General features: G+C 72.4%; 16 protein-coding genes. 1 reads left to right on the forward strand and 15 read right to left on the reverse strand.

The features are described 5' to 3' along the window. From KDM41_08385 to KDM41_08450, 14 genes are all read right to left on the reverse strand, one after another. Positions 1–1,079: GNAT family N-acetyltransferase (locus KDM41_08385; GenBank protein MCB1183438.1), on the reverse strand; the 1,079-nt coding region annotated here is incomplete at its 3' end. Further along, entirely contained in the window at positions 1,076–3,475 is a 2,400-nt protein-coding gene (locus KDM41_08390; GenBank protein MCB1183439.1) for a T9SS type A sorting domain-containing protein, read from the reverse strand. The genes KDM41_08390 and KDM41_08385, both read right to left, overlap by 4 nt. 25 nt (positions 3,476–3,500) lie before the next feature. Beyond that, positions 3,501–5,633: a glycosyltransferase gene (locus tag KDM41_08395; GenBank protein ID MCB1183440.1), complete on the reverse strand. Its 2,133-nt coding sequence runs from the start codon at positions 5,631–5,633 to the stop codon at positions 3,501–3,503. Positions 5,634–5,696: 63 nt separating this feature from the next. Then, positions 5,697–6,443, reverse strand: coding sequence for a polyprenol monophosphomannose synthase (locus KDM41_08400; GenBank protein ID MCB1183441.1), 747 nt, complete (start codon positions 6,441–6,443; stop codon positions 5,697–5,699). Beyond that, positions 6,436–9,009 carry a hypothetical protein gene (locus tag KDM41_08405; GenBank protein ID MCB1183442.1) on the reverse strand — a complete coding sequence of 858 codons (2,574 nt, stop codon included), beginning with the start codon at positions 9,007–9,009 and terminating at the stop codon, positions 6,436–6,438. The genes KDM41_08400 and KDM41_08405 overlap by 8 nt, the downstream gene beginning before the upstream one ends. Positions 9,010–9,153: 144 nt before the next feature. Beyond that, positions 9,154–10,098, reverse strand: a complete 945-nt coding sequence (locus KDM41_08410) for a glycosyltransferase family 2 protein (protein MCB1183443.1) — start codon at positions 10,096–10,098, stop codon at positions 9,154–9,156. Continuing rightward, on the reverse strand, positions 10,091–11,083 hold the full coding sequence (locus KDM41_08415; GenBank protein MCB1183444.1) for a glycosyltransferase family 2 protein: 993 nt from the start codon (positions 11,081–11,083) through the stop codon (positions 10,091–10,093). The genes KDM41_08410 and KDM41_08415 overlap by 8 nt, the downstream gene beginning before the upstream one ends. Beyond that, complete coding sequence (locus KDM41_08420; GenBank protein MCB1183445.1) at positions 11,080–12,123, reverse strand: GDP-mannose 4,6-dehydratase; 1,044 nt, start codon at positions 12,121–12,123, stop codon at positions 11,080–11,082. Before KDM41_08420 ends, KDM41_08415 begins: the two co-directional genes overlap by 4 nt. Next, on the reverse strand, positions 12,113–14,914 hold the full coding sequence (locus tag KDM41_08425; GenBank protein MCB1183446.1) for a DUF2723 domain-containing protein: 2,802 nt from the start codon (positions 14,912–14,914) through the stop codon (positions 12,113–12,115). The genes KDM41_08420 and KDM41_08425 overlap by 11 nt, the downstream gene beginning before the upstream one ends. Before the next feature lie 133 nt (positions 14,915–15,047). Continuing rightward, entirely contained in the window at positions 15,048–16,064 is a 1,017-nt protein-coding gene (locus KDM41_08430) for a flippase-like domain-containing protein (GenBank protein MCB1183447.1), read from the reverse strand. Continuing rightward, entirely contained in the window at positions 16,061–17,275 is a 1,215-nt protein-coding gene (locus KDM41_08435) for a glycosyltransferase family 4 protein (protein MCB1183448.1), read from the reverse strand. The genes KDM41_08430 and KDM41_08435 overlap by 4 nt, the downstream gene beginning before the upstream one ends. Then, on the reverse strand, positions 17,191–17,979 hold the full coding sequence (locus KDM41_08440) for a class I SAM-dependent methyltransferase (protein MCB1183449.1): 789 nt from the start codon (positions 17,977–17,979) through the stop codon (positions 17,191–17,193). Before KDM41_08440 ends, KDM41_08435 begins: the two co-directional genes overlap by 85 nt. Next, on the reverse strand, positions 17,976–18,467 hold the full coding sequence (nusB, locus tag KDM41_08445) for a transcription antitermination factor NusB (GenBank protein MCB1183450.1): 492 nt from the start codon (positions 18,465–18,467) through the stop codon (positions 17,976–17,978). The genes KDM41_08440 and nusB overlap by 4 nt, the downstream gene beginning before the upstream one ends. Positions 18,468–18,627: 160 nt before the next feature. Next, positions 18,628–19,854, reverse strand: a complete 1,227-nt coding sequence (locus KDM41_08450) for an ABC transporter permease (protein MCB1183451.1) — start codon at positions 19,852–19,854, stop codon at positions 18,628–18,630. Between the two features lie 168 nt (positions 19,855–20,022). On the opposite strand from KDM41_08450, the gene KDM41_08455 reads away from it, so the two are divergent. Next, positions 20,023–21,579: a hypothetical protein gene (locus KDM41_08455; protein MCB1183452.1), complete on the forward strand. Its 1,557-nt coding sequence runs from the start codon at positions 20,023–20,025 to the stop codon at positions 21,577–21,579. Here the strand turns inward: KDM41_08455 and KDM41_08460 are convergent, their stop codons facing one another. Next, the gene (locus tag KDM41_08460; GenBank protein MCB1183453.1) at positions 21,580–21,906 is read right to left on the reverse strand and encodes an antibiotic biosynthesis monooxygenase; all 327 of its coding nucleotides are present in this window, start codon (positions 21,904–21,906) and stop codon (positions 21,580–21,582) included. Between the last annotated feature and the right edge of the window lie 40 nt (positions 21,907–21,946).

Consider the following 21,946-nt stretch of genomic DNA (forward strand, 5'->3'; position numbering starts at 1 on the left):
TCGTGCCACCGGCGGGGCGCCGCGCCGCGTCCGGCCGCGAGGCGCTCGCGCACCCGGCGCAGCACGCGCACCGGACCCGACTCCGCCACGTACCAGCCCCGCGGCCGGATCTCGGCGCCGAGGTACTTCTTGAATCCCTCGAGGGAATGCACGCCGCCGCTGGCGCCGATGTCGAGCCAGGCCGCCCCGCGGCGGCAGGCCTCCTGCACGTCGCCCCAGAAGCAGAGGGTGCCCGGGAAGTGGCTGCGGGCGAAGGCCGGATCGGTGACTCCGTTCCAGGCGAAGACCCGCTCGCCGTGATGCAGGCAGAGGTGGCCGCCGATGACGCGGCCCTCGAGCCGCACGCAGGTGAAGAAGACGCGGTCGTCGGGATCGCGGAGCAGGTCCTGCAGGCGGCCGAGGGGCACGGGCGGCAGGCCCCAGTGGGCGCTGGCCGCCACGTGGAGCGGGTGGTAGGCCGCGACGAGGTCCGGGTCGCGGGTGACGACGACCTCGGCGCCCCGCTTGAGGCCGCGGTTGCGCTCGTTCCGCTTGGTGTTGTTCCAGCAGTCCTTCGCCACCGCTTCGGCGCCGCCGGCGAGCGGGATCATGGCCGTGGGCGAGTCGTGCCGGATCCAGTTCCCGGCGCCGGCCAGCCGCGCCCCGAAGCGCGCCTCGCTGCCGGGATTCAGGGCGAAGGTGGCGGCGCTCCATCCCCCCCGGCGCCGCCCCGCGAAGGCCGCGACCAGCGCGTCGAAGACCGCGTCGCGCCGGGTGGCCGGCAGGTCGTCACGCACGAGGGGGCCGCCGCTCGTCCCGTCGAGGCTGCTGTCGAGCCGCTGCACCCGGACGAGTCCGCCGGCCAGGCGCCGTGGACCCCCGACCGCGACGAGCCCCCCCACCAGGCGCCCCGCGCTGCGGGCCGTCAGCCACAGGGGCGCGGCCCCCGGCTGGTGGGCGCAGGCGCAGCGCTGCCAATGGGTGGTGTGGGAGTAGTCGGCGTCGGCGCACGCCGCCAGCAGATCCCCCCAGCCGTCGGGCTCGGCCGCGCCGGCCGTGACGTCGACGGCGGGGGTGGATCCGCGGGCGGTGTCGATCATCTGACCACCGAGAGGGGGAAGGCCTGCGCCATGCCGTCGACGACGACCCGCACGAGGTACATGCCGGTGGTCACGTCCTGGCCGACCCGGTTGATGCCGGTCCAGAAGCCCTCGCCGGGCGCCACGTCCTCGGCCTGGTACACGAGCTGACCCTCGAGGTTGTAGATCTCGACCCGGGCCGTGACGTCGCCGTCGAGGCCGCCGAGCTTCAGGCCGCCGTCGACCTGTCCGCCCAGGTAGGGGTTCGGGTACACGTAGGCCGTCGCCACGGCGCCGCCGGCCCCGCCGCCGGTGTCGCGCCCGACGGTGATCAGCGACACGCCCTGGTTCGCGCTGACGAGGATCCGCCGCCGGTCGGCGCTGGCGCAGATGCGCCGGTACACCTGGCCGGGCAGCGGCCGGATCGCCGAGCTCGAGTAGAAGGCGCGGTTGGCGTCGCTGGCCATGTAGTTGGCCAGGTCGAGGTAGGCATCGACCTCCACGCCGGCGCCGGAGCCCCGCACGCGATTGACGCCGGTGGAAGCGGCCACCCACATGTCGCCGTTGAAGTCGCGGGCCAGGTCGACCACGTTGCCGTCGACGAGCCCGATGACGTCGACCAGCTCCTTGCCCAGCAGCGAGGTCACCGCCGTCGCGCGGCGCGCCGCCTCGTCGTAGCGGAACTGGAGCAGCCCGTTGCCGCCGACCCAGATGGTGCCGTCGGCCCCCGCCTCCAGGGCGAAGGCCGCGCCGAGGGACTGCGAAGCCCCCGTGACCGAGGTCACGGTGATCCAGCTGTCGTCGCTGTCGTCGAACCAGGTCAGCGGATCGTCGGGACCGGCCGACGCGCCGTTGATGTCCCAGCGCACCAGGCCCACGTCCGACACGGCGAACCAGATCACGTCGCGCCTCTGCACCACCGTGTCGTTGATGTCGGTCGACTCGACGGCCCCGAGCCGGGCGTTGGGCACGGCCAGCCAGCTCCCGGCGCTCGACCAGTTGGCCGGATCGACCAGGATCTCCACCTTCAGCGTGTCGGTCTGGTCGTGCATGGTGATCACCGGGCCGTCCGGGTGCACCCGCACGTTGATGACGTGCTGGCCCCGCAGGCCGCTGTTGAGCCGGTTCATGGCGGTCACCGTTCCGTCTTCGGCGTCGACGCGCCCGAGGCCGGTGCCCGAGTACAGGCCGATCCACACGTCGCCGTCCGGCCCGGCCTCGGCCGAGAGGATCTGGCCCGCCGGCAGCCGCGTGGGATCGGTGCTCGACGTCGACTGGAAGCGGTTGTGGACCCAGGCGTCGGCGCCCGGATGCGAGAGCACCGACTCGAAGGAGAACGTCCCGATGTAGGGCGTGTCGCCGCTCATGGCCACGCCCCAGGGCGACGGCGTCTGCATGGCGTCGACTTCCCAGTGCGTGAAGGAGGTGACGCTCGCGTGGCGCGCCAGGTAGGCCGAGCGCAGGTCGAAGCCCGTCGGGTCGTCGGTGACGATGGTGCCGCCGGACCACAGGCTCGCCCCGGCGTGCAGGGCCGTGACCTGGCCGGTGGGACCGCTCACGACGCGCCATACGCTGCCGTCGAACTCCCGGATCGTGCCGGCGAGCCGCACGTAGATAAATCCGTCACGGCAGGAGATCTCCCGCACCGGATTCGTCTGGCCGGCCACGACCGACCACGTCTCGCCGGCCTCGTCCCAGCGGAACAGGCCCGACTCGGTCCCGGCCAGCAGGTGACCGTCCGACTCGACGGCGAGGTCGTTGATGCCCAGGTCGCCGAGGCTGTCGTTCACGGTGGTGAAGAAGTTGTCGGCGAAGCGGGACACGCCCTGCGGCGTGCCGACGTAGAGCACGTCGCCGATCACCGCGAGGGTCGTCACGTCGTCGGAGACCAGGCCGTCGTTGGTGGTGTAGACGGTGCGCGGCGCGCCGTCGCTGATGAGCCCGACGCCCCCGCCCGCCAGGCCGTAGTAGACGCGCTCGACGCCGTTGACGACGTTGCCGGCGACCGCGGTCACGTCCAGCGCGTTGCGGCTCGAGGCGAACTGGCGGAAGTCGCGCGCGCCCGCCACGTCGGTGATGCGGGTCAGGCCGCCGCCGCGCGTGGCGACCCACACGTTCTCGCCGGTCCAGGCCAGGTCCGAGACGTCGTTGCCCGAGAGCTCGTCGCCGGCGGACAGACGCTGCCACGCGCCGGGGTCGGCCGCAGGCGCGAAGAGCAGGCCGCCGCCCGCGATGCCGGCGATGACCACGCCGTCCCGCTCCAGCACCGCCGTCGTCTCCCGCGCGATGAGGAGCTGTTCGAAGGATACGGATTGGGCCGCCCCCTGCCCTGCACCCAGGACCGCGAGCACCACGGCCGCGATCCCCACCGCCGCCGTCACCCGCTTCCTGCCGTGCCGTTTCGTGTCGACCTTCATGTTGTGGGCCTTTCTCCGGGGCCGGTCAGCCGGTCCGGGACGAGGCGTCGGCCGTCGACCGGCCGACCTCCATGGTGGACGGTTGGTTCAGGGGGTGATCGTCGTCGGCGCCCAGGACGCCGAAGCCGCCCGGGTCGCGCCACAGGCCGCGCCAGGCGCGCCACGGACCGCCGCGCCAGGCGCCGGTCAGGCCCGGGGCCCGCGGCCCCGAGCGCCAGAATTCCAGGACATCGGCGGCCTGCCGCGGCGCCGCGAGGCGACCGCCGGTCAGGGGCCGCGGGCCGGTCAGGGCCAGTCGTCCCCGCAGCAGGGGTCCGGCCAGGCGCCATTGCCAGACCAGCCCGCGCACGCGGCCCGAAGCCGCCACGGCCAGCGGCAGCTCCGGGTCGTGGCCCCAGAGGTCGCTCGTGCGCACCTGCAGCCAGCGGGCCCGCCGCCGCGGCACGTCGACGCCGCGCATCCACAGCCAGGGCAGCCACCCGAGCAGGCCGAGCAGCAGGCCGGCCGCCAGGGCGAGGCCCCGGTCGCGCAGGGCTCCCGCTGCGGGCGGACCGCCGCCCGTCTGGACCGCGCTCAGTTCGGCCCCGAAGAGTTCGGCCCGCGTGCCGGCCGCCAGCAGCCAGGCGCCGCCGGCCATCCAGCGCAGCCGGATCCGCTGGCGCCGCAGTCCCGCCAGCAACTGCCACTCCCGGTCGGCGGTCGGACCCGGTTGCGGGCTGTCCCAGAAGACCACCTGGGAGATGCGGTACCGGTTGACGATGCCGACCAGGTCGTCGCGCGGCCCCAGGCAGGGCAGGTCGCCGTCGGCCAGGGGCGGCAGGTGGCCGGCGCCCGAGCCGGGCTCGGCCACGTAGCCGGCCAGGTCGACGCCGTGGGCCGTCATGTCGCGCGCCCCGGCCAGCCACGTGCGCAGCCGCGCGGGCGGTCCGGCCAGCAGCGTGCGTTCGAGACTCAGCCGGCCGCGCTCGAGCCGGCGCAGCAGCCGCCCCAGCACAATCTCGCCCAGACCGGTCGCGAGCGCCATCAGGGGCAGGAAGACCAGCAGCACGGCCCGGCTGATGACCTCCTGGTGGCCCAGGTAGGTGCTCGCCAGCAGCAGCAGGCCCACGCCCCCGACCTGGCGCAGGTGCTCGCCCCACGGGCGTCCGCCGCGCAGGGTCGCCGCGCGGTAGCGGCCGACGACGACGAACGCCGCCGTGGCCAGCAGCCACGCGAAGACCTGCAGGGGCCAGTACTCGGCCGCCGGATACAGGGGCTCGGCGAAGAGATCGCCCGCCAGGGCGCGCAGGCCGTAGGCGCCCCAGAAGGCCGCCGTCAGTCCCGCCATGTCGAGCAGCCACCACAGCATCACCAGCAGCGGATCGCGCCACTTCTTCAGCAGCCAGACGAACATGCCCCACTTCTCGTAGAAGGAGATCAGGCTGCCCAGGTGGAGCCAGAAGCTGCGGTTGAAACGTCCCTGCGCGCTCTCGCGCCGGTGCCGGTGGACGAAGCGCGCATCGGGCGTGTACCGCACCTCGAAACCGGCCTGCCACATGCGGTAGCACCAGTCGACGTCCTCGAAGTAGAGGAAGAAGCGTTCGTCCATGGGGCCGGTGCGCGCCATGGCCGACGCCCGCACCAGCAGGCAGCCGCCCAGCACCCAGTCGACCGGCCGGGACGACTGGTGGTCGAAGTCGCGCATGAGATGCCGCCGCACGGTGGCGCTGTCGGGGAAGATCCGGCCCAGGAACGTGCGGCGCAGCAGCAGCGTGCGGAAGGTGTAGAAGCGGCGGCACGAGTCCTGGACCGAGCCGTCCTCGTTCAGCAGCTGCGGCCCGACCATGCCGGCCCGCGGGTTCGCGTCGGCGAAGGCCAGCAGGCGGTCCAGGGCCCCGGGCTGCACCACGATGTCCGGATTGAGGATCAGGTGGTACGCGGCGGGCGCCGCGGCCATGCCCTGGTTGCAGCCCCGGGCGTAGCCCACGTTCTCGCCGTTCATGATCCAGGTGCAGTCCGGGAAGCGGCTGCGCACCTCGCCCAGGCCGGGATCGACCGAGGCGTTGTCCACCACCACCACATGGTGGTCGGCCGCGGGCGGATAGGCCGCGAGCGACTCGAGGCAGCGGTCCAGGTCCGCGCTCGTGTTGTAGTGGACGATGACGATGCCGAGCTTCACGTGTTCACTTTCCGGTCCCGGGCGCCGGGGAGCCGCCCCGGCGGGGGCGGGCCCGCCCTCCGGTCAGGGGATCCGGCGCAGGCGCAGGGCCCACACCATCCACATGGCCTCGATGATGATCTTCTTGCTCATCTTCGAGACCCCCACCTGCCGGTCGACGAACATGATCGGGATCTCCCGGATGCTCATGCCGCGCCGCCAGCAGTGGTAGTTCATCTCGATCTGGAAGCTGTAGCCGTCGCTCTTGATGCGGTCCAGGGGCAGGGCCTCGAGGGTCGAGCGGCGGAAGCACTTGAAGCCGCCGGTGCAGTCCTTGAGCTTCATGCCGGTGACGAAGCCGGCGTAGCGGTTCGCCCCCACGCTCAGGATGAGCCGCTTGAGGGGCCAGTTCACCACCGTGATGCCGTGCAGGTAGCGGCTGCCGAGCACGAGATCGTGCTCCTCGATCCGGCGCAGGAACTCGACGAGGGCCACCGGGTCGTGGCTGAAGTCGGCGTCCATCTCGAAGACGGCCTCGAAGTCGGTGTGGGCCAGGATCCACTGGAAGGCCGCGATGTAGGCGGCGCCGAGCCCCTCCTTCTTCTCCCGCTCGAGGATGAGCACCCGGTCGCCGAAGCCGTCGAGCTTCTTCACCACGGCGGCGGTGCCGTCGGGCGAGTTGTCGTCCACCACCAGCACCGACAGCCGCGGGTCCCGCTCGAGGATCCGCGGCACGAGGCGGCCGATGTTCTCCGCCTCGTTGTAGGTGGGCACCACCACGACGGCCTTCGTCAGGTTCAGCGGCGGCGGCTGGCGGTTCGGGTCACTCATGGACGGGTGTCTCTCCGCGCGGGTCGGGCGCCGGACGCAGACGATTCAGCGCCAGTGGCATCAGCAACAGGGCCAGGATGAGGATCGCCCCGATGACGGTCAGAGTCAATCCCCGCCCCACGGCCGGATCATGGAAGACGAACCGCACCTCGTGGGTTCCCGCCTCCAGGGCCACGGCCCGCAGCACCAGGTCGGCCGTCAGCAGCGGACGGGGCGCGCCGTCGACCTCGACCCGCCAGCCGGGCGTCATCATGTCGGCCAGGACCAGGACCGCCGCGCGCGGGGTCTCGACCCGCAGCACGACCTCGTCGAGGTCGTCGTCCAGGTACGTCACCGGCGGCAGGGGCGCGTCGCCGGCGACGGGCGCGGGCTCCGGCGCCGCCGACAGGAAGACGCCCGCGTGCGGGTCGAGGCGGCCCTCGGCCAGGGCGTCGAGGAAGGGCTCGAGGGCGCCGCCGCCCGGCGCCTCGGCCACCGGCCGCCAGGTGTCGACGAGGCGGGCCCGCGGCAGGGCGGCCCGGTTGCGATAGACGACCGGCGTGCCGTCGGCGACCTGCGCGAGATCCAGGCCTAGGCCCTGCAGCGCGCCGATCTCCTCGGCCGAGAGGGGCCGCGCGAAGGTCACGGTCGTGCCCCCGAGCCAACCGGCCAGCCGTCCGGCCGGGCGCTCGCCGTACAGGCGTTTGCGGATCTGCTCGTACTGGGCCAGCTTCGCCGGATGGTAGCCGCCGAGGGAGCGGATGCGGTCGATCATCCAGACGTTCTGGCCGCCCTCGGCCCCCAGTGGCCACACGCGGTCATGCCCCGCGGCCGCGGCCACCGCCGCCGCGTTCGGGCCCGGACCGATCTCGCCCACCGGCTGGTAGTCGCGCACCAGGCGCGGCGCCGGCGCCAGCCGCGCCCCGCCCCGTCCGTCGCTCACCACCGTCTGCAGGGCCGTCTCCGGATGGATGATCTTGCGGTTGACCGGGCCGAAATCGAGCAGCACCAGGACGAGCAGCACCCACACCAGGCCGTGCCGACGGAACGTCGTGTTCCGCAGCGAGAAGAAAAGCGCCGCCGCGGCGACCAGGCACACCAGGCCGATGCGCACCAGGCTGGCCTTGTGCAGGGCCCAGGCCGCGCCCAGCAGCACCGGCGCCGCCTGCTTGCCCGCCTTGGCCGCCAGGGCCGACAGGTGCGCCGTGAAGGACGACTCGGCCAGGCCCGCCCCGCCCGCCAGGCAGGCGAGACCGACGAGGGCCAGCAGCCCCGGCAGCACGAAGGGCCTCCCGAGGACCGACTCGCCGTCGCGCCACGCCGTCACCCCGCGCGGCGCCAGCAGCGCCACGCCGAAGGCCAGCAGGATGAGGATCATCGACGGCACGCGGAACTTGTTGAAGTACGGCAGATAGTCGTAGAGGAAGCTGTAGAAGTCGCCGCCGAAGCTCGTGACCACCACCAGCCCGGCGAAGACGCCCAGCGCGGCCACCAGCGGGCGCCGCGCCCGCCCCCACGCCGCCGCGGCCAGCAGCAGCAGCAGGAAGCCCAGGTAGTTCGGGTAGTCGTTGAAGGGCATCAGGCCGAGATAGGTGGCCTTGCCGAAGCCGGCCGCCGCCGGCAGCACCAGCGTGCCCAGTTCGTCCGGGGCCAGCGACCAGTTGGTGGCGTAGTCGAGCCCGACGCCGCCGCCGCCGGCGGTGTCCTGGCCGCGGATGGAGATGCCCGCGTACTCGCGCACCGGCAGCATCAGCACGGCGCCCACGAGGAAGCCGATGGCCAGCCCGCCGCACACGAGGGCGAGGCGACGGGCCCGGATCGCGCCGGCCACCTGGCGCAGCGAGGTGTCGAACGGCAGCACGGTGTTCCACAGCCCGAGCCAGACCACCGTGCCCAGGTTGTAGTAGATGACCTGCGGGTGCCCGCGCAGGAACATCAGCCCCGCCAGCAGCCCCAGCACGCCCACGGAGCGCCAGCGTTCCCCGGCCCGCCGGCCGTCCATGATCCGCAGGGCCAGACCCACCAGCCAGGGCAGGTACATGGCCGCGCCGAGCTTCGAACCGTGTCCGTGCACGCCCCAGGCCACGACCTTCGGGAAGAGCACGAAGACCACCGCGCCCAGGAGCAGCGCCCCGGTCGGCAGCTTCCAGCGCGAGAGCAGCCACATCATGCCCAGGCCGCCGAAGAGCAGGTGCCCGATCCACCAGGTCAGGGGCGCGAAGCCCAGCGTTCCCTGCAGGAAGTTGAAGAGCACGGCGGGCGGATAGACGAACTTGACGTAGGCCACCGACCCGAAGGTCGGCATGCCGGCGAAGAGGTAGGGATTCCACAGGGGGTAGTGGCCGGCGGCGAGGCTCGCGTCGCCGATGGCCCCGAAGGCGTCGGCGTTGCTCGCGTCGCTGCTCAGGAAGACCTTCCCCTGCAGCACCGGCCCCGGATACACCACCGCCAGCAACACCCACAGCGCGACGGCCAGCCCCAGCCAGTACAGGGGTCCCGATTGCTCGGTGAGCGCCCGGCGCCAGGCGGGAGGGGTCGCGGAGGCGGCGGGGGTCGCCGCGGCGGCACGCGGTTTCTTCTGGGCCAAAACGTCGTCTCCTGCCCGGCGGGGACGTCCCGGCCGCGGGATGAGGTTGGGGCACAACGCACCACGGGCGGGGCGCCCCCCGCCGGATCCGTCCGCCAAGGATATCATCGATGGGGCGGGCGGTCCACCGCGCCCCCGGCGGGCTCAGGCGTAGTCCCGACCCTGCAGTTCGTCGCAGACGCCCTGCCACAGGGCCAGGGCCGAGCCCAGCCGCCCGTGCCAGAGGTTCCAGGCCGTGTGCGCCCCCAGGTAGGCCGCCTGGGCGGGCACCAGCAGGGGCCAGCTCCGCCGCGGCCAGTGCTTGCGCAGCAGCCGGATGTGGCTCCGCGTCCGCAGCCACGACTTGCGCGGCGAGTCGCCCTTCAGCGAGGCGCTCACCTTGTGCAGCACCAGTGAGAGAGGCACGTGCAGGATCCGGCCCCCGGCCGCCCGCGCCCGCAGGGAGTAGTCGGCGTCCTCGCCGTAGAAGTAGAACCCCTCGTCGAGCTCGCCGACCTTCTCGAGCACGCCCGCCCGCAGCAGCAGCGCGCAGCCGGTGCCGTACTCCACGTAGCGTTGCCCGGGATCGAGGTTGCCCGTGAGCTGCCGGATGCCGTCGTGGCGCACCCAGCCGCTCCAGCGCCCCACCAGCCCCCCGTCGTACCAGGCCCGGGCCGGATCGGCGGCGTAGCAGATGCGCGGCGTGGCCAGCCAGGCCGCCGGGTCCTCCTCGAGGGCGCGCACGAGGCGACCCAGGCTGCCCTGCGGCACGATGGTGTCGTTGTTCAGCAGCAGGATGTGGCCGCGGAAGGCGTCGGCCCGCAGCCGGCGCAGGCCCACGTTGGTGCCGCCCGCCCAGCGCAGGTTCTCCCCCGTCTCGATGATCTCCACCGACGGGTGGTGCATGCGCGTCCAGGCCACCGAGTCGTCCGCCGAGCCGTTGTCGACCATGATCACCCGCAGGTGCGGGTAGCGGGCGTCGGCCAGGGACGCGAAGCAGTCGGGCAGCACGTCGCGCCCGTTCCAGTTGACCAGCACCACCGCGAGGGGACGCTCCGGGGTCCAGGCCGGATCGCCCGCCGCCCCGCCGCTGCGCCCCATCTCAAACACGGTCGGCGATCCGGTACTGGTCCTCGGGACGGCGTCCCGCCACCACCAGCTCGGCGATCAGGCCGAGACTGATGAACTGGAAGGCGACGACGATCAGGATCAGCCCCACCACGAGGATCGGCCGCACCCGCAGGCCGTGACCGAGCAGCCACTGCAGCAGGAACCAGGCGCTGATGCCGCCGCCCACGGTGAGGAAACCGAGGCCGAAGCGCCCGAAGAAGTGGAGCGGCGAGGTGCGCCGGGCGTGCAGGAAGTAGACCGTCAGCAGGTCGAGGAAGCCGTTGACGAAGCGGGCCATGCCGTACTTGGTGGTGCCGTACTTGCGGGCGTAGTGCTTCACCGGCTTCTCGGTCACGCGGAAGCCCTCGAGGTGGGCCAGCGCCGGCACATAGCGGTGCATGTCGCCGTAGAGGCGCACGGTGCGGGTCACCTCGCGGCGATAGGCCTTCAGGCCGCAGTTGAAGTCGTGCAGCTTCAGACCGCACATGCGCCCGGTGAACCAGTTGAACACCTTCGAGGTGTTGTTCTTGATGAAGCTGTCCTTGCGGTCCTGCTTCCAGCCGGAGACGAGGTCCCAGCCGTCCTCGATCATGGCGACCAGGGCGGGGATCTCGGCCGGATCGTCCTGCAGGTCGGCGTCCATGGTGATCACGATGGCGGCGCTGGCCGCCCGGAACCCGGCGGCCAGCGCCGCGGCCTTGCCGAAGTTGCGCCCGAAGCTGAGGCCGTGCACCTGGGGGCGCGCGGCGGCCAGTTCGCGCGTCACCGCGAAGGTGGCGTCGGAACTGCCGTCGTCGATGACCCACGCCTCCCACGTGCGGCCCATGCCCGTGATCGCGGCGTCGATGCGGTCGATGAGCTCCGGCAGGGACTCGGCCTCGTTGTAGGCCGGTACCACCACCGCGATGTCGCAGCGCACGGCGGCGTCGCCCGCCATTCCGGTCGTCATCCCCTGTTCCACGTCGAGTTCCTTTCCGCAGCTCACGCCCGCCGCCGGGCGATGGCCCAGTCCACCTCGCGGGCCAGGCCCGCGGCGAAATCGATGGTCGGCCGGTAGCCGATGGTCCGCTCCACGTGGGTGCGGTCGGCGAAGGTGTCCTTCACGTCGCCCTTGGCGGTCTCGCGGTACGCCACCTGGGCCGCGAGGCCCGGCACGCGGTCCTGCAGGATGCCCTGCAGCGTGGCGAGGGTGTCGCTGAAGACGAGCCGGCTGCCGCCGCCGGTGTTGAAGACCTCCCACGGCTCGGCACACGCCACCGCGAGCAGGTTCGAGCGCACCGCGTCGCCCACGTAGGTGAAGTCGCGGGTCTGGCTGCCGTCGCCGAAGACCTCGAAGACGCGCCCGTCGAGGGCCGCCTCGATGTACTTGCGGAAGGCCATGTCCGGCCGCTGGCGCGGGCCGAAGACGGTGAAGTAGCGCAGGCTGCTCGTGGGCACGCCGAAATTCATGCTGTACAGCACGCAGAGGTGTTCGGCGGCCATCTTGGTCACGCCGTAGGGCGAGCGCGGCTGGGGCAGCGCGGCCTCGGTGACCGGCAGCGCCGGCTGGTCGCCGTACACCGAACTGCTGCTCGAGTAGACGAAGCGCACGAGGGAGTCGCGCACCGCCGGCTCCTTGCAGGCCTCGAGCAGGCGCTGGGTCGCCATGACGTTGCGGCCGAGGTAGTCGGCGAACGAAGCGCCCCAGCTGGCCCGCACACCCGCCTGGGCGGCCAGGTGGAAGCAGGCCACCTTGCCGGCGAGGAGCGCCGCGGCGTCGAGGTCCTGCAGGTCGGCCTCGAGCCAGGTGAAGCCGGCGTGGTCGGCGAAGCCGGCCATGTTCTCGCGCTTGAGGGCCGGATCGTAGTAGTCGGTCAGGCAGTCGACACCGGTGACGCGGCAACCGAGGCCCAGCAGGGCCTCGGTGACGGTGCTGCCGATGAAACCGGCGCAGCCGGTGACGACGACCGCCGCGCCGGGGCGCAGGACGTCCCGCACCCCGTCCGGCAGGTCGCCGATGATCTCCTGCAGGTGCTCACTGGTCATTGCCGACCTTCCCGTTCTCCTCGCCCAGCCCGCCGCGGACGGCGTCCTCGATGCGCTGCTGTTCCCGGTCCAGGGCGCCGCGGCGCAGGGCCTCCAGGCCGGCCGCCATTTCCGGGTCCTGGCTGCCGCTGACCGCCGTCCAGGCGTCCATGACGGCCTTGGCCTGGTCGTAGCGGCCCAGTCCGCTCTGGAGGGCGAAATCGAGCTGGTAGTAGAAGTGGCGCTGCGGATCCCGCTGGCGCGCCCGCTCGATCCAGGTCAGGGCCAGGTCGGGCACGCCGCCGCGCATGATGCCCGTCAGGGCGCTGCGCACGGTGCGCTCCTCCATCTCCACCGGCACGTTGCCGGCCAGGCTGTCCAGGAAGTCCATGGCGTCCTGGTCGCGGAAGGCCTGCACCAGCAGCAGCGGGTAGAACTCGAGGGACTGCTCGTTGAACGGCGCGATGACCAGGCTCGTCTCGAAGGCCACGAGCGACTTCTCGAGCAGCGCCTTGTATGTGGCCGAATCGGACTCGGCCGCGGCGTTGGCCTGCAGGTAGGCCTCGTAGCCGGCGCGGGCCAGCGCCGCCGGATAGTTGCCCAGCAGGAAGCGGGCGTTCTTGCTGCGGAAGACGTCGGTGCGCTCCCGCCCCAGCATGTCGTACAGCGAGCGCAGGTCGTCGGCGGTGAGCCGGTCGCCCTCGACACCCAGCACCTGCTGCCGGCCGTCGCCGGCGAGTCCGGCCAGCTCCTGGAAGTGCTGCTGCCGCGCCGGCGTGTCGCCGTCGAGCAGGGCGCCCAGCCGGTACACGCCGAGCACGTTCTCCAGCACCTTCTGGGGGTCGGTGACGGGCATGTTGTTGGGGGCGCGGGTCTCCATGAGCCGGTAGGCCATGCCCTCCATCTGCAGGTTCGGGTAGTAGCGCGCCATGTTCTCCCGCGGGATCGTCACGGCGAAGAAGACCGGCTTGCCCACCTTCTGGTAGTTGGTGGTGATGATGTCGTGCACCGCGTAGTCCTTGACCATGATGAACTGCCGTTCGCCGGTCTGCGGATCCTCGAAGAGCTTGTGGCGCAGGGCGTCGATCTCGGCGTCGCTGCGGGCCATGGCCAGCGGCATCTCGTGGTCGTTCTTCAGCTGCTTGATGTACCACGGCAGGTTGATCAGCGAGAGGTTCACCACCGTGACGTCGGTGCGGAATTTCTCGACCTGCTGCAGGTACCAGATGGGGAACGTGTCGTTGTCGCCGTTGGTGAAGATGATGGCGTCGCGGTCGAGCCCGGCCAGGATGTTCCAGGCGTACTCGTAGGCGATGTAGTTCTCGCTGTTGTCGTGCTCGAAGTACTTGACGTGTCCCGGCACCGCGGGCATGGCCGCGATCACCAGCAGCACGACGCCGCAGGCCACGGCGATCGGGCCCGGCCGCACGGCCTTGACGCCCCGCCGCCAGTCCTGCCCCGCGGCCTCGGCCTCCTCGGCCGTGCGGCCCTCGCCGCCGGCGGCGTAGCGCAGCAGCGCCGCGGCGCCCAGCCCGATGAAGACCGCCAGGAACATGAACGCCGCGAAGTAGAAGTAGTCGCGGTCGCGCACCTCGCTGGCGGTGAAGTTCAGGTAGAAGGTCAGGGCCTCGCCGTTGATCAGGTAGCCCACCAGGGGCACGAAGATCAGCGGACGCACCCGGCGCAGACCCTGGAACAGGCCCACCAGCGCCAGGAAGATGGGACCGAGCACCGTGGAGACCCGCGAGAGCAGGTTGGTGCCGTCACCCAGGAAGTAGAACTGCTTGAAGAGGAAGTCGTAGTAGTACTGGTACTGCCAGAGGAGGTCGGCCCGGCGCGGGAAGGCCTTGATGGGAGGGTACTGCTCGCGCCGGATCACCTCGACCAGGGTCCCGAAGGTGTCCGGGTCGGTCTGGTTCACGTAGGGCTCGGGGTTGGCGCCCGCCCGCACCATCATCATGTAGTGCACCGTCAGGCCGGCGAAGAACAGCACGCTGCCCAGGAGGGCGAAGTTCTGGCGGCGGGCCGCCCGGATGCCGACGAAGATCACGTACACCACGAGGGCGAACATGACCAGGCTGTCCCACGAGCCGGCCAGGGCGCCGTCGCGCGGGTTCGAGGTCGAGGCCAGGAAGATGGCGAGGCCCGCGCTCATGACCATCACGTCGATCAGGGGCAGCTGCCGGCGCCTGGCCACCACCATGAGCACGAAGATGCCCGGATACACGAGCAGGCTGCCCAGGTGGAAGCCCACGCCCAGGCCGAGCAGGTACACGATGAGCAGCAGCAGCTGGTTCGAGGCCGCATGCTCGCGTGCGTCGTACCAGCGGATGGCCAGCCAGCTCAGGAAGGCGATCATGAACGCCGACAGGCCGTACACCTCGGCCTCGATGGCGTTGTTCCAGTAGGTTTCGGAGAAGGCCAGGAAGAGGGCGCCCACCACCCCACCCACGTGGGCGAGCCAGCCCGAGTCGGGGTCGGAGCGCCGCGCCAGCTCCCAGATGACCAGGTAGATGAACATCACGGCCAGCGCGCTGAAGAATGCCGACATGAAGTTCACCGCGCGGGCGGTGGAGTAGCTCGCGGTGGTGATGTCGGCCTGCCCGAAGAGGACGTCGAAGACCCGTCCCACCAGCACGTACAGCGGCGTGCCCGGCTGGTGCGGCACGCCCACGATGTGGCTCGTGGTGATGTACTCCCCCGCGTCCCAGAATGGCGTCGTGGGATTCAGGGTCGCCCCGTAGACGGCGAGGGTCAGGACGAAGACGCCGGCGGCCACCAGGACCTGCGGCCGGCGATACCAGTTTTCCATCAGTGCGTCACACCTTCGGCGGAGAGTGGGCTCGGACGGGCTGCGGGGGCACGGCCCCGGCCCGCAAATCTACCACATGTGATGGCTTTGCATAGGCCGGATCCGGCGCCGGGCCCTGCAACGCCCCTTCGATTCATGAGTTCCCGTTCCGGCCCAACCGCCCCCAGCGGCCCAGCCACAGCAGCACGCCGCCCTGCAGCGAGAAGACGACCTGCACCAGGTAGGCGGCCACCTCCATGGCCACCGCCGCGGTGGCGCCCAGGCCGGCTGCCGTCAGCAGTTCGGCCGAGACCGACTCGCGCAGGCCGATGCCGTTGATGGTCACCGGCAGGGTGAGGCTGATGGCCAGCATGGGCACCAGCACCAGCAGCTGCGCAACCTGCACCGGCGCGAGGGCGAACCCCAGCCCGAGGGCCACCAGCAGGTGGGTCGCCATGCGCAGGGCCTGCACCACGATGCTGAACGCGAGGACCCCGTTCATGAAGGCGACCCGGCGGCGGAAGGCGCCGAACTCGTGCGTGACCTGCGCCGCCTGCTCGGCGAGTCGCACCAGCCCGATGGCCCGCAGCAGGCCGGGCAGGCGGGCCCCCAGCCGGCGCGAGAGCAGCAGGGCCAGCACACCGAACAGGAAGAGCAGCACCGGGATCATCAGCAGGGCCGTGCGCGGCAGCGGCACGCCGGCCAGGGCGCAGCCCGCCATGACCAGCACGGCCAGCGCCGTCAGGGCCCCGAGACCGATCAGGCGGTCCATCAGGGTGGCGCAGAAGACGGCGTGGGGCCGGTTCTCGCGGCGCCCGAGATCGATGATCTTGTAGGCGTCGCCGCCGATGTTGGCGGGCAGGAAGTTGTTGAAGAAGAGCCCGATGAAGTACAGCCGCCGGATCTCGCGCACCGGCGTCGTCACGCCCGTCACGCGCAGGATCCAGGCCCACTGCTGCGCTCCGCCCAGGGCCGAGACGCCGTACACGCCGAGGGCCGCCAGCAGCCATCCCCAGCGGGGCGTGCGCATGGCCGCCTGGATCTCGGTGAAGGAGATCCGCGCGAGCACGAAGGCGATGAGGGCCCCGCTGATGACGAGCTTGGCCACGAAGACGGCGAGCTGCCGTCCGCCGCCGCCCGCGGGCGCGCCGCTGCCGCCGGTCGCCGTCAAACCCGACGCCCTCCCCGCCGCGCGACCTCCCGGAAGAGGTCGAGCGACTCGTCGACGCAGCGCTGCCAGCTGAACGTGCCGGCCCAGGCGCGGGCCGCGGCGCTTTGGCGCGCGAAGAGGTCGGGGGCGTCGATGATCTCCAGGGCCCGCGCCGCGAACGCCGTGTCGTCGCCGTAGGGCACCAGGAAGCCGGTCTCGCCGTCGCGCACCGAGTCGCGCAGGCCCGGCCGGTCGCTGGCCACCACGGGCAGGCCGCACTGGTTGGCCTCGATGACCGTCAGGCCCCAACCCTCCTTGGGGCTCGGGTTCAGGAAGACGTGGGCGCGGTGCAGGGTGTGCACGAGCTCGTCCCAGGGCATGAAGCCGCTGAAGGCGACGGTGTCGTCGAGGCCGAGTTTCGCGACGAGCTTCCGCAGGCGGGACTCGTCCGGCCCGCGCCCCATGACCAGCATGCGGGCGTCGGGCCGGGCCGCGACGATGCGGCCGAAGGCCCGGATCGCCACGTCGACGCTCTTGTAGCGGCGCAGGCGGCTCCACGACACGATCAGGGGCGTCTCGCTGCGCGGCGGCGGGTCGGCCAGGGTGAACTTCCCGTGCTCCATGCCGCAGAAGATGGTGCGGATGCGGCCGCCGTCCATCCCGCGCCCGATCAGGTCGTCGCGGGTCGAGGGGCTGATGACCTCGAAGTCGACATCGCGGTACAGGGGCGCCACGAGGCGTTCGGCGCCGTAGACGTAGGTCGCCGTCAGGGGGTTCGCCTCGCGGTACACGGTGGTGCCGAAGAGGTGCGGCACGATGGCCAGCAGCGGCGTCGCGCCGCGGTAGAGCGGCGTGTAGAAGGGGATCTTGTTGATGTCCTCGACGAGCAGGTCGTAGTCGCCGGTCTGCAGGAGGCGCTTCACCAGGCCGGGCAGGACGAAATTGGCCACCGTCCAGTGGCCGCGCCGGTGGATGTTCACGCCGTCGACCACGTCGTGGGCGGGCGCGCCGTCGTAACCGGCGCAGACCAGATCGACGTGCCAGCCCCGGTCGACGGCCCCCTTCAGGATGTGGTGCAGGTGCATCTCGGCGCCGCCGCCGAGGGGGTCGCCGATGTCGCGCCAGTTGACCGCGAGGATCTTCAGGGCTACGCCTCCGGCTTGCGCGCGATCACGCCGATGGTGGGCGTCGTGTACAGCGACAGGCGCCTGGTGCCGAACCAGGCGCGCCACTTCTCGCCCAACCGCGCCAGGGGCGGGACCGGCTCGGGGAACATGGGCAGCTTCCAGCCCAGGCGCGTGAGCAGGATCTTGCGCAGGGCGCGGTACCACAGGCCCGGCACCATCCAGTCGCCGTAGCTGCGGGTCACGGTGAGCCCCTCGTCGGTCATCATCCGCTCGAGTTCGGCGATGGTGAACTGGGTCTCCCAGCCGGCGAACCACTTGTCGATGGCGATGAGGGCCATCTTGCCCAGGGTGTAGTAGTGCCAGGTCTGGGGCACGTCGATGACGACCGAGCCGCCCGGCTTGAGGATGCGGATGTTGTCGCGCAGCAGCGGCAGCGGGTCGGGGAAGTGCTCGAGCAGGCCCTGGTGGAAGACGACGTCGAAGGTGCCGTCGGCGAAGGGGCTGTCCATGCCGTTGCCGCACACCGGCGCCACGGTGACGCCCACCTGGCCGGCGGCCTTGACCGTCAGCTCGAGGGAGCCCGGCACGTAGTCGAGGGTCAGCACCTCGGCCCCGGCCTTGGCCAGGGTCACGGCGTCGCGGCCGGTCCCGGCCCCCACCTCGAGGATGCGGCGCCCGGTCAGGTCCTGGCCCAGCAGCCCGGTGATCTCGCGCACCATGCGGCCGTCGGTGCCGTAGACGTCGTCGAGTTCGAGGGTGTCGGCCTCTTCCCAGAATTTCTGCCAGTGGTCGGGCGTGGAGGCTCTCACGACGCGCCCTCCTCGTCGCCGGCGGCGTCGGGCGTGGGCACGACGGGCGCGGGCTGGGTGACGCCCGGCTGCTTGAGGTCGGGATAGGTCTCGCCGGCGGCCCGGTCGAGGATCGCGTTGACGAAGCCGACGGCGCCGTCCTCGCAGTAGCGGTGGGCCAGCTCGCAGGCTTCGTTGATGACCGCGCGGAAGGGCACGTCGGGGCTGAAGCGGAGTTCCGCGAGGCCGATGGTCAGGATGACCACCTCGAGCGTCCCGAGCCGGGACGGGTCCCAGCGGTCGCTGATCAGCGAGTTCAGCCACCGGTCGAGTTCGCCGGCGTGCGCCTTGACCTTCCCGGCCAGGTCGCGGGCGAAGACGATGGTGTCGTCGGCCGACTCGCGGCGCAGGATCTGGTCCTCCAGGACGTCCGGCAGCGCGCTCCCGCTGATCAGCGAGGCGTACATGGACTGGAGCACGATTTCACGGCCTTTTCTGCGTTTGCCCACGCGGTATTCTCCTGTCAAAGAGCAGGTTGGCGCCCGGTGAAGGCCCCCGCGGGGCCACCGGTTCCCGGCAAAAAGGGGAAGGACGTGCCTTCCCCGGTTGCGCTGGCGTCAATTATAGCCGAAAAGGCCCTCCCGGACAAGGCTGGCGGCCCCGGGGCGCCTATTCGTGCCGGATGGCGTCGACCGGCTGCAGGCCGGCGGCCCGGCGGGCGGGCAGGATCCCGAACACCATGCCCACCACCACCGAGGCCCCGATGGCGAAGGCCACCGAGGGCCAGGTGACGGCCGCATGGAAGGGGTTCCCGCTGATCCGGCGCAGGACGAAGGCGATCCCGTAGGCCCCGGCGATGCCGAGCCCGGCGCCGAGGGCCGCTCCCGCGCCGCACATGAGCACGGCCTCGACGAACACCTGCCGCCGGATGTCCGCCGCCCGGGCGCCCATGGCCCGGCGGATGCCGATCTCCCGCGTGCGCTCGCCCACGGACATCAGCAGCACGTTCATGATCCCGATGCCCCCGACCAGCAGCGCGATGCCCGTGATCGCCACCATGAACGCCTTGAACAGGAGCAGGCCGCGGGCGGCCTGGTCGGCGTAGGTCCGGTAGCTGACGAGGGTCGCCCGCTCCCGCCAGTCGGGGTGCGCCGCGTCCAGCCGGGCGCCCACGGCGTCCTGCAGGGCCGGCACGTCCTCCACGGCGACGGCGCGGAACAGGGCCGACGGCAGGCTCGTGGTCGAGGGATCGATGTCGATCCGCGCGACCCGGGGCTGGAGCACGACGACCGGCGGCACCTCGTCACCGTCCAGCAGGCCGATCACGGCGAACTCGGTGTCCTCGAGGCGCAGCGTGCCGAACTCGCCGCCGGGCAGGAGGCGCGCCGCCGCTGCGGCCGGCACCAGGCACACCGGCCGGTCGGCAGCCAGATCGGCGGCGGTGAAATCGCGTCCGGCCCCGAGCGCGAAGTCGCCCAGGGCGATTCCGCCGGGCAGCACGCCGACCAGGTCGACGAGCACCCCGGCCGTGTCGGCGTAGGCCACCTCGACGGTGCCCTGCTCCCAGAGGGTCGCGGCGGCGAGGCCGGGCAGGCCGGCGGCCAGGTCGGCCAGGCCGGCGGCGTCGAGCGCGAAGCGGTCCTCCTCGCGGAGGGGCTGCCGCTCGCCCGCCACCGTGCGCGTCCGCTGCGGCGCCAGGATCACGTCGAGCACACCGGTCGACGCGGCGATCTGCTCCCGGGCGAACGCCTCGAGCCCGTCCCCCATGGCCAGCACGGCGCTGATCGAGGCCACGCCGATGACGATGCCCAGGCCGGACAGCACGGTGCGCAGGCGGTGCTGCACGAGCGCGGCGCGGGCCTCGGCCACGGCCTGGCGGAAACGGGGGTCGAGCATGGAGCACCTCGGGCGGTGGAAGGGAGTCGCGTGGGTCTCCAGGCTCAGACGCGTCGCCGGCGCGGGGGTTACGCCCCGGGGGTCGCGGCTCGGCGATCTCGGGCGTTGATCGGACGGGCGGCCGGAGGTTAGAGTGCCCCGGTGACGAACCCCAACCCGGATGGCCCCATGTCCCGCACCTCAGCGCCCCCGCCCCCCGTCCCGGCCGGCCGTCTCGCGGTGGCCGCCTGCGCCGCCGCCTGCCTGCTCGGCGCGGTGATCCTGGCCCTGCGCCTGGACGAGGCGCCGGTGGGCGCCGCGACGGACGACGCCTACTACGTGGAGATGGCCCGCTCCCTGGCCGAGGGGCGCGGCCCGGTGCTGAGCCTCGGGCCCGGCCGCATGGACGAGCGGCCGGGGATCTTCCCGGCCGGCTTCCCCCTCCTGCTCGCCCCCCTGGCGGCCGCTTGGCCCGATTCCCTCGGCGTCTTCCGCGCAGTGCCGGTGCTGGCCGCCCTGGCCCTCGTGCTCCTCGCCTGGTGGTGGCCGCCGGCCGGGACGCCGCGCCCGCTGCGCCTCGCCCTCGTGGCCGCCCTCGCGGTGAACCCGTGGCTGCTGGGCTGGGCCGGCCGCATCCTCAGCGACCTGCCCTACGCCGCCCTGGCCCTGGCCTCGCTGCTCGCGGCCGCGCGCGGCCTGGAAGGCGGCCGGTCGCGCCCCCTCGCCCTGGCCGGCGTCCTGGCCGGGGCCGGCATCGCGGTGCGCACGGTGGGTTGGGCGGGCGTGCTCGCGGTCGGGGTCGTGCTGGTGGCCGAGCGCCGCACGCGCGACCTGCTGCTGTTCCTGGCGGCGGCGCTGGTCGTGCTGGTGCCCATCTGGCTCCTGACGGAGACGAGTCCCCTCAGCGCCGCATACGTGGCCCAGGTGGGCGGCCTCGGCGCCGAAACCGGCGGACGCTTCGCCCTGGGCAGCGCGCTCCTTTACGTCGTCGAATGGCCCGTGGCCCTGGTGCCGGTCTTCGGCGCGCCGGTGCGCGATGCGTTCGTCCGCGCGGGCGTGGGCATCGTCTACCAGCTCGCGGCGCTGGCGGTCGGCGTCGGCCTGATGGTGCTGGTCGGACGGGCGGCGGGACGGCTCTGGCGCACCGGACCGGCCCGCGTGCGGGCCCGGTTGGCGTTCTTCTTCCTCTTCTTCACCATGGTGGCGCTGGTGAACTTCCGCGGCTACCCGACTCCGGTGCAGACACGCCTGCTGCTGCCGGTGCTCCCGGTCGGGGCGTGGCTGGTGCTGGCCGGAAGCTGGGACCGGCGCCCGCTCGCCGCCCTCGTCGTCGGGGCGATGGTCCTGGGCGGACTCGCGCACGACGGCTGGCGCATCGCGCGCCCGCTCGGGGCCACCCGCAACGCCGACGGCAGCGGGCTCGTCGATCCGGGCGCGGGCGCGGGGCTCGTGCGGGAGCGCACGGCGCCCGACGCCGTCGTCATGTGCAACGATCCCCTGCAGCGCCACATCCACCTGCGCCGGCCGGTGGTCGATCTGCCCGCCGACCCCGCCGGGCTGGACGCCGCCGTCGCGCGCGACGGGGTCGCCTGGCTGCTGCTCGGCCCTTCGGTGCACGACCGGCCGGGCCGGCTCGAGGCGCCGGCGGCGGGTTGTCTCGCCACCGCCCGGGCGCAACCGGCCGTCTATGTACCGGCCGGGGCCGACTCCGTCGCGGCCGTCTGGTCCTTCGAAATCCGTCGCTGATCAGTCGTCTCCGCCGCCGGTCGACAGCAGATCGGCCAGCGGTTCGAGCGGAATCGCGGGGAAGCGTTCGGCGATGGCCGCACCCATGACGGCGGCCGCCGCGGGCGCGACGCTTTCGCCGGCCTGGGCCGCTTCCCACGCGGCGCGGTCCGGCCACTGGGCGTAGGCCACCCACGTGCCGTCGTCGCTGCGGTGCAGGCGCGAGCCGAGGCCGCCGCGTTCACGCCGGATGGCCGCGGTCATCTCGGCCCAGGCCGCCACGAAGTCGTCTTCGCGACCGGGGTGCAGGCGCCAGCGATAGAGGACGGCGAAGCCGATGGCCGGCATGGCAGGCTCCTTTCAGGAGGCCACGCCTCCCGGATGCGGG

Source organism: bacterium (assembly GCA_020440705.1).
In the GTDB taxonomy this organism is placed as follows: domain Bacteria; phylum Krumholzibacteriota; class Krumholzibacteriia; order LZORAL124-64-63; family LZORAL124-64-63; genus JAGRNP01.